Here is a 13,054-nt window from a genome sequence, read left to right on the forward strand (position 1 = left end):
GATAATGATTTATGATTTCTCAAATTATTAATTTAAAAGATGTTTTGAGTAGTCACATGGTTGTTAACAATGGTTAGAATGACTAAATGTAATAGTTTTGTAAATAGTGCAACTGTACACCATGTTGGTGCTATAGAAGTTGATATGTTAAAAAAACGTTAATTCAAAATGTTTGATTGATATTTTATGTTTTTCATTGGTTTCGTGCTTGTCTTGGTCGAAATTTCAGTGGAAAATTGTTTTGTGATGAATGTCTCGGTGACAAAGCTGCACCATGTTGGTGAGATTGAATGAATAGTTATTTCGTTTTGAAAAGGAAATTTATGCGTTACTTTCCACTGTTTATGGATCTACTTGAGAAGCCTGTATTAGTTGTTGGTGGTGGCGAAGTCGCTTGCCGAAAAATTGACATGCTAATCAGAGCTGGAGCCTGTGTAACGGTTGTGTCCCCTAAGATTGAGCCATATTTGATGCAACTAGTAGAAAGTGGCAAGTGCCATTGGATTCAACGTTTCTACGAACGAGAGTTGATGACGGCCAATTATGTACAAGTTTGGGCAACAACCGATAATCCCACCCTGAATCATCAGGTGCATAAAGATGCAAAGAAAATAAATACTCTTGTTAATGTGGTTGATGATACACCGTATTGTGACTTCATCACGCCATCTATTATTAACCGAGGTCGCATCCAAATAGCTATTTCAAGTGGTGGTTCTTCTCCGGTTTTGATTCGAGGGGTACGGGAAAAAATTGAGGCAATTCTACCGATGAATACCGCTCAACTGGCCGATTTTGCGGCAAGTAAGCGAGTAGACATCAAGCAACGTTTCCAATCTGTAGACGAGAGACGTAAGTTTTGGGAGTTGTTTTTCCGAGAGCCTGAAGTGATGAATTGTGTAAACAATCAGGATATTGAGCGGGCGTATCAGCGTCTTATTGAGCACTCAAACCAATTCTCAGACTCATGTACGTGGGTCGAGTTTGGTACAGATCCTGAATATTTACCGCTTAAAGCGCTACGATTGATGCAGGAAGCAGAAATCGTGTTCCACGATGACGCTTGCCCATTTGGATTTATCGACTTGGTAAGGCGAGATGCAGAAAGGGTGGTGTTTAAAGACATTACCGAAGTATCAGAATCTATACGCCGCGCCAAAGCTAACAAGCAAAGGGTTGTCGTATTTATAGACCCAACTTCGTCAGCTTATCGTTTACTGAAGGAAGACGATGTGGTTATTCAACTGGGGAAAATGAAATAAAGTAAAAAGGACTTAAGTCCTTTTTATTTTATTTGAGTGAAGCATGTTGTTGGTATGGTATACCGTTATCGCGTAGCCCACACTGAGTGGGCTGGCCGCTAACTTGGCGCTAATTAATCGCGAAAGTTTTCGAACTGGAACGGTTGACCTAGCTCACCCGTCTTAACCAATTGCATAGCCGCTTGTAGATCGTCACGCTTCTTGCCCGTTACTCGTACTTTTTCGCCTTGAATAGACACCTGTACTTTTACTTTTTCGTCTTTAATCAGCTTAACAATCTTTTTGGCAATTGGGGTTTCAATGCCTTGCTTGAATTCGACATTCTGGTGCCATAACTTTCCAGTCTGCTCAGCAGTTTTAGATTCCATTGAACCCACATCTACACCGCGCTTAGTTAGGTTGCCACGCAAGATGTCACGCATTTGTTTAAGTTGAAAGTCACTCTCGCAAGATAGCTTTACCACTTCTCCAGTTAGAGAGAATGAGGCTTCCACGTTGCGGAAATCAAAGCGAGTCGTGATCTCTCTGTTCGCGTTATCGACAGCATTGCGGACTTCTACGAGTTCGATCTCAGAAATAATATCAAATGATGGCATGTTAGACTTCCTTACTATTACGTTGTTTTACGGCGTCAGCGAGTACATTGAGCATATCAACAGTATCGCTCCAACTTAGGCATGGGTCAGTGATTGACTTACCATATTCGAGGTTATTGATGTCTTCCATGCTCTGATTGCCTTCTTCTATAAAGCTTTCAGCCATGATCCCTGCGACCTTATGTGATCCCGCAATAATTTGGCGTGCGATTTCTTCAGCAACATCGAGCTGTTTGCGGTGCTGCTTTTCGCAGTTCGCATGACTAAAATCAACCACAAGTCTTTCAGGTAGGTCAAATGACGCAAGTTGCTCACAGGCATTGTTTATTGATGCTTCATCAAAGTTAGGGCCTGTATCACCACCACGCAAAATAATATGGCCATGAGGGTTTCCGCTAGTACGGTAGACCGTCATACGACCATTTTTATCTGGTGAGTAGAAATAATGCGAAGCACGAGCCGCGCGGATAGCGTCCATTGCTATTTTGACGCTGCCGTTAGTGCCGTTCTTAAATCCTACCGGGCAAGAAAGTGCTGATGCCATTTCTCTATGGATTTGTGATTCAGTCGTACGAGCGCCAATCGCTCCCCAGGTGATGAGATCAGCAATATATTGACCAGTGATCATATCTAAGAATTCAGTGGCTGTTGCTAGCCCCAGCTTATTGATATCAAGCAAAAGTCCTCTTGCTTTATTCAAGCCAGTCTCAAGCGCATAAGAACCATCTAAATTCGGGTCGGTAATTAACCCTTTCCAGCCAACGACAGTACGAGGCTTTTCAAAATATGTGCGCATAACAATGAAAAGCTCATTGCTATACTGGTCTTGGATCGCACTTAGGCGTTTTGCGTAATCAAGCGCTGCGTCAGTATCATGGACCGAGCAAGGGCCAACAATGCATAGAAGGCGGTTGTCTTCGCCAGTAAGAATGCGTTCGATCTGGCGGCGAGACTCTGCGATTCTCGTGGCGACATCATCTGTAATAGGGTGTGACGTACTGAGTTCGAGCGGAGTCGGCATTGGGCCTAGTGCCTGGGTTCTTAATTCGTCTGTTTTTAATGGCATGGGGCAGCCTGCATTTTAATTTCGAAGCGGTAAAGATAACGGAAATGAGGAACCAAATAAACTATTAATGGCAATCTCCTTAAGGAACGCGGTATTACAGTGAAACTAGGCTTTATAATTGCTCAAAATTAGTTCAAATAGAAGGGCTGATAGCGTGCCAGTTAAATAGTTGGCGAATATTCGTGTTCTTGTCTTGTATTCCATAGAGTGAGTCGGTATTTTGCCAGTAGTTAGTATTAACAAAGCACGGAGCGGTCATGAGTTACGAAAACGAGCAAGTCAATAATAAGCCAACGGCATCACTGAGTTACGGCAATGTATTTCCCAGTCACTCTGATCAAGGTGACGCTGAACACTTATATGTCTCGATCGCGGAACTCATTATGGAGAAGATATTTTTTCATCCAAATTACGCACAGTTAGAAGGTGAGCTAGATACGGTTGAACTCGATGCGATAAACGCATTGCTGGGTGGACGTGAAGTGGCGGATTTCATTGTCAGCACTTTAGTTGCTGAAATCAGCTCTGCGGTCAAACCTGAACACAATACGATTCGAGTTGAACTCAATGATGCCGATAGTTACAACATGAGTGCATTGCTCGGTGGAAAAGCTGAGTCTGGAGAAGTGAATCCAATCTTGGGTGTTCGAGGCGTGGCACGATTTGCCTCTGAAGCTTATAAAGCAAGCTTCGCTTTGGAATGTAATGTAATAAAAGCGCTGCGAGAGCAAGGGATCAATGTCGAGATAGTCGTTCCGTGTGTGCGAGCGTTAAGTGATGCGGCGACGATCATTGATAAGCTCGCCGAGCAAGGTCTACCTCGCGGCTTGAATGGCCTGAAAATTTTATTCGCCTGCGATACTCCGTCTGCCGTATTACTGTCTGAGCGATTACTTCAGTACTTCGATGGGTTGGTACTAAAAATTGATAATTTAACACAACTTACGTTAGGTGTTGATCGTGAGCAGGATGAGCTTACTCATTTATATGATCCTCAAAACGAAGCAGTGTTAAAACTCGTTAGAGATGGCATCTTGACGGCGAAAGAAGTAAAAAAACCCGCGCTGGTTGTTATTGGCTCACTTGAAGACTACCCAGTGCTTCGCAATCATCTTGAAGAACTCGGTCATGCTGAGGTTTATGTGACCGCGTAACGGGATGGCGACCAAAGTCAAGCCAACCAAGCATAACGAATAATAAGCCCGGCCAGCAGAGCCGGGTTTATTATTAGTATGTTGTGATTTAACATTCCTTTGACATCCACTGCGCTTTTTAGTTTACTGGTCTGATGAGTTTTCTTATTAAGGAAAAAGAAAATGTTGTCACCACTTCGCAAAGCAAATCTCTACCTGAGTACGTTTGGTTTTTTTAAGGTTCCGTTTATTTGGCTATGTCGTCCTAAAATCCTGCAATTGGATGAGCATCGCGTTGAGATAAAAATTCCGTTGAAGCGCAGAACCAAAAACCATTTGAACAGTATGTATTTTGGAGTACTTGCGGTAGGTGCCGATGTAGCGGGCGGATATATGGCCATGAACAAAGCTCAGCAACGGGGTCAGAAGGTCTCATTAGCCTTTAAAGAGGTCGAGGGTAAGTTTTTGAGGCGACCGGAATCTGACGTTCATTTTGTTTGCGATGACGGATTGTTGATTGATGAAATGCTCGATGAAACATTAGCGACAGGAGAGAGGGTGAATCGTCCTGTTAAGATTACAGCCATTTGTCCATCCCTGCATGGGGATGAACCAATGGCCGAGTTTTCATTAGTGTTATCACTAAAGAAAGTGACAAAAAAGCCGCTGCATTAAGTCGTTTTATTATTTGTCGGTGAGAACCCGATAAATACCCTAGAGAGGGATTTTTTCTATATCGACAATTTTGGACCGATTAAGAATAATCTTCCAACGATAATATAGTGGTTCACTGTCATAGTTATTCTCCTTAATGATTAAGTTAAGGAGATGACGTTTTTCCAATGACTCTTTAACCACTTGGCCATCCTGCAACCTAAAGAAGCGATTGTTGCTCTTATCCATGAGACGAGTAAGTGTTCGAAAGTTAATGTTAATGACCTCTCGAGTTTGGTCATAACCGCTGGTGAATTTGGATGTGGCCATGGTGGTGTGGGTACGATAATGGAGAATTTTTTCTTCTCTCTGTACGACACGCTTTTTTCGAATCTGTTTGATGCGATCAGGTAACCGGTCAAATGAAATGAAATCGAGCCATTCAATCTTTCTTCCCACTTCTTTTTTAGTGGTAGGGTCGATATAACGTCTTCGCCACTTAGGCTTTCCTCGTTTTATCCAACGCCACAAAATATCCCGTAAATCATCTTTAAACACCTCACGAAGTGCATAAATAACGGAAAGAACCAGAATGAAAGATGCGGTAATTTCGCCCAGATAATCTCGAGCAAGAATCACTGCGGTGGTGACAAACAACATCACAAGTCCGGTAGCGGAACCTTTGATAACACGCATAGTGTTATGCCCCATTGAGGTGAGCTTTTCTTGTAACACAATAGGGTGTTCAATCAAGCGTCGGAGCAATCGCATTTTATTGCTTAACCGGGTTGAATCACGACGAACCTGTTCTGAATTGTAATCGTTGAGGTTACGGTGAGCCTGTTCTTTTTCAACAATGGTTATTAGGCGTTCTTTAAGCGGTGTATAAGACTTACTATTTGGTAAAGTGACCACCAAAGACAAAAATTTTTGTCCCGTGTACCAAGAAAGGTAATTGTCTATATTCGCGTAATACCGTTTGAGGCTTTCTTCATACGGAACTGCACGTCGCATTTTCCTTAGAATATCAATGGCGAGCTCAATTAATTCATCGATTTCGTCGGCGGTGACTTCTTCTTTTGATGAGTCTATTAATAGCGAAACCGCGCTGTCCAGTGCGAATACATATTGATAAGCAAAAAGACTCAAGCTGACACGATATTGTGTGTTTGATAAACGACCACGTTTTGCCAGTCTTGAGTGAATGAGAGGCAGCAGCGTCTCGGTACTAAAGTACGTACGTTTTTGTGTGATGGAATTATGGTAGAAGTCTGATTCGGACACTTGATGGGATTCTAAATCAAGCTCTCCTGGAATGAACAGAAAAATATCAAGATCCAATGTTTTCGTATTTGCCATAGCGTGAGCAATCTTTAACGTAATGGCATCTTGCTTGTCGACGGTGACCAAACAACTTCTCCCTTTAAATTGATACCGATAAGCATATCAGAACACGTGGAAACTAGCATCTTAAAGCGAGTTAGGTATAATCCTCGAATAATCCCAGTAGAGATAAACAGAATGATAAATGTAGGTCAAATTAACCAACTTGAAGTGACAAAAGAAGCCGATTTTGGATGGTTTCTGGACGGCAAAGATTATGGTTCAATTTTGCTAACAAAGAAATACGCTCCAGAAGGAGTAAGCATTGGCGACACGCTAGACGTTTTTCTCTACTTTGATTCAGATAACCAGATCGCTGCAACAACAGCTAAACCTATCGCCCAAGTCGGTGAATGGGGTGTCATGACGGTTGAAGGTGTCAACAGTGTTGGTGCTTTTGCGAGTTGGGGTATTAAAGAAAAAGACCTATTGATTCCTTTCAGCGAACAACGTGGTCGCTTAGTTGTCGGCCAAAGTATTCTTGTTTATGTGTATACCGATAAAGCGTCGGGGCGTATTGTGGGAACGACTAAGTTCAACAAATGGCTTGATAACGTGCCTGCTGTTTATAGTACCAACCAGCAAGTTGACCTTATCATTGCTGAACGTAGCGAGCTGGGTTACAAAGCGATTGTTAACGGTGAACACTGGGGAATGATTTTCCAATCAGATGTATTTGGTAAGTTGTTCGTAGGTAAACGACTCAAAGGCTTTATTAAACAAGTTCGCGAAGACGGAAAAATTGACCTTAGATTGCAAAAAATTGGCGTAGCCAAAATGGACGATTTAAGTGAAAGCATTATGAGCCTTCTTGAAAAGAAAGGTGGCTTTTTGCCTCTGAGCGATAAGTCGACCCCTGAGGCTATTTTTACGACCTTTAAAACCAGTAAAGGTACGTTTAAGAAAACGATTGGCGGTTTGTTTAAGCAAGGGAAAATCACCATTGATAAAGAAGGCATTCGCTTAGTCACTGACGAAGATGCTTCGGCTTAATTTGATTGCGATGGTGTTGAATGGGTTAAGTCAGTCAATAAAGACAACACCCTTCTAAACTAGAGTAGGCAGGGGCGGACTATTTCATTTGGTTGGCCCAGTGAAATGAGAAGTGCCTTACTCGATGCTCTGTTACAAACACGAAAAAAACACAAAGTCAGTATAAATGGACAAAAAGAGGCCCAAAACTGATCCTGATTTGGGCCTAGGGGAATGGCTCATGGAGAGCCTACGCTAACTGTTTCAAATATACGTTTCAAACGAGCGATTTACTTTGTACAAGAGCTTTGGGTTACAAGGGTAAGGTTTCTACAAACGGCTGTACGTTTCAAACGAACGCAGCCTTACCAGAGCTAGGTTTGATGCGTATTTTGCCAAGTGCTTCAAACGGAAAATCAATTCACCACTCTGCGTTAATAACTTTTAAAGTGTAGTACAGAACAACAAAAAAGCGATTAGGATGGCCGTTTAAACCATCCTAAATCGCTATGTCGTTGGGTTAGAATAGATTTTTATCTCGTACTAACTCCCTAGGCAGTCCGTTCTTGATCCTGTTGCCGACCCATTTACCTAATCCGATCACTATGCCGTGATAACTGACAAAGGTTTCGCCTGTACCGGACAGACCCTCAGGACGAATATCTCGCCCCATATACCATTCGCGTGCATCGGCCTTATTAACAGCGATAGTTTGAGAACTGCTGTTCGCTAAGCACGTTGCGACTTGATGTTGCCATCGATAGCCTTTTTTATGCTGTTCCGCGACCTTAATCCCCATACGAGAAAATCGAAACTCAGTTAATAATGGTTCTAATGCGGTAGGGAACAACCATATATCATTGTCACGCTTCCAAAGTTGGCTGCCTTGTGGGAAGTCGACGGAAAGCGTTTTATTAAGTGACACTGTGACATCTTCGGTATCTTTTGAGGATAACTTTTGAAACGGAAACTTGCCAAGGCGCTTTTTAACCACTGGTGGGGTTATTGATGCCACTTTTTTTATTTTAGCGATGAAAAAGCCTTCGCTGTCATAAATTTGCGGAAAAACATGTAAGAAGCCTTCATTCGTTAATGCAAGTTGTGCGTCTGCAAATAGATTTCCCAGCGATTCAAACTCGACCGCGTCACCGGCGCACTCTTTGAGGTGAAACATAACTTGTTGATTTTCTTCTTGGCTAAGGGCGCAGGTTGAATAAACCAAGGTACCACCGACTTTCAAGGCGTGAAAAGCGCTCTCAATGAGATCTTTTTGCGTCGCCGCGATTTCTAGAGTCGAATCTAGGCTCCAGTTTTTCATCGCATCGACATCTTTTCTGATGGTGCCTTCGCCCGAGCAAGGAGCATCTAATAAAATGGCGTCAAAGCGCTCGGGTAACCATCCGCCAAATACGCGGGCGTCATAGTTGCTCAGTGCGGCATTTTTGACACCGCAGCGTTCAATGTTGGCATGCAATACTTTGACACGACTCGATGCGTATTCGTTAGCGACGAGTATGCCATCATTATTCATGAGTGCGGCAATTTGGGTTGTTTTTGACCCAGGTGCCGCGGCCATGTCTAAGACAGTTTCAAATGGCTGTGTTTCAGATCCCAGTGTCGAGTGGAAAAGAGCACTTGGCGGCAGCATTGAACTGGCTTCTTGGATATAAAACAGCCCCGCCATATGCTCAGCGGTATTGCCTAAAGGGACATGGGTTTCATCTGCATCAATCCAAAACCCTTGGCTGCACCACGGGATAGGTTGCAAGCTCCAACCATTGTCTTGAGCTCGTTGTTTAAATGCCTCGATCGACAATTTTAAGGTGTTGACACGAATGCTTTTTCGCAATGGCCTTTGACAGGCTGACACTAGGTCATCCATGGTTAGGTGAGACGGTAGGTGAGATTCAATATGTTTCAAAAAGGCGTCAGGAATATAGACGTTAGGATGCAAAATAAGGCCTGCTAGCTCAAAGTGTTTTGGAAATTATACCCTGAAGCGGCCGGAACAGAAAATGAAAGCCCGCATTTGCGGGCTTATAAATGAAACGAATGCAATAGATGACCAATAACTCGTGCTAGGGAGCAGGGATGGCAGTGCGCCATGCTTTCCATTTAGGATCGCCCGTTTCGTTTAAATAAAAGCTTTGTCCCTCGCTCGCTCTAGGTTGAAGCTCGGAGCCTTCAGGTGTTGAAAATGTGACACCACCACGTACTAAACTATCTACGGTTCCTGCTTTAATACTCGCGCCTGAGAGTCCGATTTGTACATCAACACCGGATACATTCCAAAAAACGCTGTTTGCACGAACAAGATAAGCATAATCGGGTAGCACTTGGAATGTAGAGATGACACGGTCAGCGAATGGCCCTAGCTCTACCATCGTGATTCGCCCGATCTCGATATCACGATACAGGATAGGGGTTCCTTCCTTCACTGAGCCACGATTCTCGCTTTGTAAGGTAAATTCAACACCATTTTCTACTTTAGGGAAATCAAAGAGTTTAAACTGCTTTTGTTTGGAACCTTCACCTGGCTCAACGGCAATATACTGTGAGACTAATGCATTGAGGTTTTTGACGCCGCTCAAACCAATCTCTGGTTTGACTAACCAAAAGTAAGCACCCGAGTTAGTCAGTTTATCAACATATTCAGGAAGAATACGCGCGACAACCTCGACTCGTTCGCGAGTGAAGTCGGGTACGGTGAGCATGACTTCACCTACTTTGACGCCCTGATACTTAATCGGCATTCCTTTGGCGATTTGTTGATCGGCAGTGGTGGTAACAAGCTGAACAGAAGAGCCGAATTTTCTCGCGTGATTGAAATCTTGGTAGAGTTTCCAATTTTTGCCCGTTTTGTTTTCAATACCCGGCATTGAGTCAAATGCTATGCCTCCGTCGATTAAGGTTTTTAGTGGTGCAGCTTTGACACTTACTCCAGCTAAAGAGGCCTCAACTTCGATTCCAGAGCGATTCCAAAATACGGTTTGCGGTGTGATAAGGTGCTTATATCTATTGTCTATCGACGTGTTGATGTATACGCCTCCATCTACAAGAGAGAAGTCGGTAACACTGCCCACTTGCATATTTCGATACAGGATAGGGCTGCCTTCTTGAATGGGAGGTAATTCATTAGCAAATAACCCGAGCTTCATTGATCCAGATTGATTGTGTTTTGCGAGCTCAGCTAACGACTTTGTTTGGAACAGGGGAAACTCGACGCGGTCTGTTGCTTTGCCTTCACTTACAAAGCTGATGGAGCCTGTCAATAACTGTTTCGCTGGCGGCACGGTAACATTGAGACCCGCTTTAGTCAGTTCTGCCGTTGCGCTGCCAGTGACGTAGAAACGGTTTTGAGTGCGAATGAGGTTTTTGTATTCGATATCTACCGCAATGTCCATTGCAACTTGGTCATCAACCAACTCAACGGATGTTAAAGAGCCAACCGGAATGCCTCGATACAACACGCTACTGCCGGGCTCGAGTCCAAATGAATTTTCTGACAAAAGACGAATTGAAATGGACTTGGCTTTGACTCGGTCAAACTCTTCTTGTTTTATGGCGTCAAACTGACGAGCTTTATCGCCAGTGCCGGGCACAAGTGTTAAAAAGTTGCCGGTGATTAGGTTGGATAAATTTTCCACCCCAGACAACGACACTTTCGCTTCTTCAAGCAAGAACAAGGTGCCTTGGTTTAACATGTCACTGAATGCTGGTTCAATAGAGGCGGACGCAACAATCGAATCTCGTTCTGCATTGAGTGCTAGATTATTAATCTGGCCTATCTCAAGTCCGCGATAAACGATCGGCGAGCCATTGGCTTTCAAATTGCTGTTGTCAGGCAGCGTGATGGATATTGGGATACCACGACCGGCTGTTTTTAAATCCTTATAGAGTTTAAATGGTGTACCTTTAACGACGGGTTCTCCGCCATCAGGAGAGTCAACGGCGATGGCACCTGACAGGATAGCACTGAGGCTTTCTAAACGGATATCAACGCCTTGAAACCCAACATTTGCACCAATACCACTGACATTCCAAAAACGACTCTTATTGGTAATGATGTGACTAAATTGTTGTTCAATCGATGCTTTAATCAGCACGCTTTCCGCATTGTCATCGAGCTTGAAGCTGTATACTTCGCCAATCGGGATTTTTTTGTAGACAATTTTGGAGCCAACGGATATGCCCCCTAAATCACGAGCGTTTAACGTCACGGTCAGGCCTTGATTGGCGGCAAGCTCAGCAGGTGCGCTATCTAAGGCTTGAAACTTGCTCTTAGAGCTACTCGTTTCTGTAGCAGGATAAATAGAAACATAATTACCTGATACTAGCGCATCTAAACCTGAGATCCCCGAGAGCGATGCTGAAGGCTTCACCAGCCAGAACTTGGTATCTTCTCCAAGTAGTTTTGTGGCTTCAGGGTAAATATCGGCATCAACATAGATGTTGCTTAGGTCACTGGATAAATTGATATCACGCACCATACCCACCTCTAGGCCTTGATATCGTATGGTCGTGCGACCCGCAATTAAGCCTTGGGCGTCTGAGAAATAAATTTGAACACGTTGACCTGAATCATGAACAGCTTTGGCGAGGAGCCAACCTGCCAACGCAAGCGTCAAGATAGGTAGAATCCAAAGCGGCGAAATTCGACGATCTTTCTTCACCTCAGGGTTAAACGACATAGGTTGCTTATTCTCGTTACTCATTACCGCTAATACTCGTCTTAGTGTCTAATGCAGGAGATGGTGTTGTTTGTTTGTCCCAAAGCAAGCGAGGGTCGAGACTCTCTGCTGCAAACATGGTGAAAATTACAACAATACCAAACGCCACCGCGCCAAAGCCCGGTGTAAAGTTAAGAATCTGACCTCGGTCAACCAAGGTCAGCATAATTGAGATGACGAAGAGATCTGTCATCGACCATTTACCAATCCACTTAATAATACGATACACCGTCATTTCGAAACGATGGTTTTGTGCTGCATCAAACTGAATGCAAAAAAGCAAATACCCCAAGCCTAGTATTTTAGCAACAGGTACGACAATACTGGCGACAAAAATGATGATCGCAATACCCAACATATCATTAGTAATTAATGAAGCCACACCGGAAAAGATAGTGTCTTCTAGACGCTGTCCATTGGTAATTAGGATTGAAATAGGGATTAAATTAGCGGGTAAAATCGCTATCGTTGCCGCGATCAAGTATGCCCATGTTTTTTGAAGTGAATAGGGCTTTCTGTGATGCAGTGTCGCCTTACAGCGTAAACACTGTTTTCCTTCGGCCTGGGATAGGTGACAGCTATGGCAATGAATTTCTTTTTTCATCTTTTTATAAGACGATTCGGGTTTCCACGCATCCCAATATCGTCGAACACTGAGCCTACAAACTAATAATACGCTGAGTCCTTGTAATAGAACCAAGCTGTAGAGCGCATGACCAATGTAAATGTCAGAATAATCTTGTAATTTGAAGCATGAAATGGCGACGCTGATTAGGAACACGTCGAGCATCATCCAATGCTTACTGTGTGACAATATGGAAAGTGACCACTTTAATGTAGTGAACCATCTATAACGAATAGCGAGATGGGTTGTCAGTACCGCGCTGCACATTGCAACAGGCGCAATGGTGTGGCAGAAGAGTGTCAGTAGCGCCAAGCCAGAGTAGCCTTCTTGACTGAGAGCCCAAACTCCATCCATCAAGGTTCCTTGGATCATCACGCCGACAAGTCGGATAGTAATGAAATCAAAGAAATGTGAAGGAATAAAGAGCAGTAAACAGGTGATAGCAATGGCTAGGTTGCCGTTGATGGAGTGGTGTTCACTTCGGTAAAGTTGGGTTCCACAACGTGGGCAATCTGCACTGTAGCCTTTGTCTAAGTCAATAATAGCCACAGGAAGCTCACAACATTGGCATAACCTTATGTTTTTACTTTCATTTTCTTCGACTATTTCAGGTGAAGTGCGCATCGTAAACTC

Annotated in this window: 10 protein-coding genes; 4 read left to right on the top strand and 6 right to left on the bottom strand. The window is 43.5% G+C overall.

The genetic code is table 11. The features are described 5' to 3' along the window. The first annotated feature begins 323 nt into the window (after positions 1–323). Positions 324–1,262, top strand: coding sequence for a siroheme synthase (locus tag ACE1OE_RS15135; protein WP_372062736.1), 939 nt, complete (start codon positions 324–326; stop codon positions 1,260–1,262). A 113-nt stretch (positions 1,263–1,375) separates the two neighbouring features. Here ACE1OE_RS15135 and ACE1OE_RS15140 read toward each other — a convergent pair whose 3' ends face one another. Next, positions 1,376–1,858 carry a YajQ family cyclic di-GMP-binding protein gene (locus ACE1OE_RS15140; RefSeq protein WP_102467798.1) on the bottom strand — a complete coding sequence of 161 codons (483 nt, stop codon included), beginning with the start codon at positions 1,856–1,858 and terminating at the stop codon, positions 1,376–1,378. 1 nt (position 1,859) lies between these two features. Beyond that, positions 1,860–2,924 carry a 3-deoxy-7-phosphoheptulonate synthase gene (locus ACE1OE_RS15145; protein ID WP_449211549.1) on the bottom strand — a complete coding sequence of 355 codons (1,065 nt, stop codon included), beginning with the start codon at positions 2,922–2,924 and terminating at the stop codon, positions 1,860–1,862. A gap of 257 nt (positions 2,925–3,181) precedes the next feature. On the opposite strand from ACE1OE_RS15145, the gene ACE1OE_RS15150 reads away from it, so the two are divergent. Together ACE1OE_RS15150 and ACE1OE_RS15155 are read left to right on the top strand one after the other, a co-directional pair. After that, complete coding sequence (locus ACE1OE_RS15150; protein ID WP_449211550.1) at positions 3,182–4,078, top strand: putative PEP-binding protein; 897 nt, start codon at positions 3,182–3,184, stop codon at positions 4,076–4,078. Positions 4,079–4,240: 162 nt separating this feature from the next. Beyond that, complete coding sequence (locus ACE1OE_RS15155; RefSeq protein ID WP_102467795.1) at positions 4,241–4,732, top strand: PaaI family thioesterase; 492 nt, start codon at positions 4,241–4,243, stop codon at positions 4,730–4,732. 39 nt (positions 4,733–4,771) lie between these two features. Here ACE1OE_RS15155 and ACE1OE_RS15160 read toward each other — a convergent pair whose 3' ends face one another. Then, positions 4,772–6,121, bottom strand: coding sequence for a hypothetical protein (locus ACE1OE_RS15160; protein WP_372062739.1), 1,350 nt, complete (start codon positions 6,119–6,121; stop codon positions 4,772–4,774). A 111-nt stretch (positions 6,122–6,232) separates the two neighbouring features. Here ACE1OE_RS15160 and ACE1OE_RS15165 point away from each other — a divergent pair, with 111 nt between their 5' ends. After that, complete coding sequence (locus ACE1OE_RS15165; RefSeq protein WP_102467793.1) at positions 6,233–7,087, top strand: CvfB family protein; 855 nt, start codon at positions 6,233–6,235, stop codon at positions 7,085–7,087. 499 nt (positions 7,088–7,586) lie between these two features. Here ACE1OE_RS15165 and rsmF read toward each other — a convergent pair whose 3' ends face one another. The 3 genes from rsmF to ACE1OE_RS15180 form a co-directional block, all read right to left on the bottom strand. After that, on the bottom strand, positions 7,587–9,020 hold the full coding sequence (gene rsmF, locus ACE1OE_RS15170) for a 16S rRNA (cytosine(1407)-C(5))-methyltransferase RsmF (protein ID WP_449211551.1): 1,434 nt from the start codon (positions 9,018–9,020) through the stop codon (positions 7,587–7,589). Positions 9,021–9,144: 124 nt separating this feature from the next. Continuing rightward, positions 9,145–11,781, bottom strand: coding sequence for an MlaD family protein (locus ACE1OE_RS15175; protein WP_449211552.1), 2,637 nt, complete (start codon positions 11,779–11,781; stop codon positions 9,145–9,147). Beyond that, complete coding sequence (locus ACE1OE_RS15180) at positions 11,774–13,045, bottom strand: PqiA/YebS family transporter subunit (RefSeq protein WP_449211553.1); 1,272 nt, start codon at positions 13,043–13,045, stop codon at positions 11,774–11,776. The genes ACE1OE_RS15175 and ACE1OE_RS15180 overlap by 8 nt, the downstream gene beginning before the upstream one ends. Positions 13,046–13,054: the final 9 nt, after the last annotated feature.

Source organism: Vibrio sp. E150_011 (assembly GCF_053544015.1).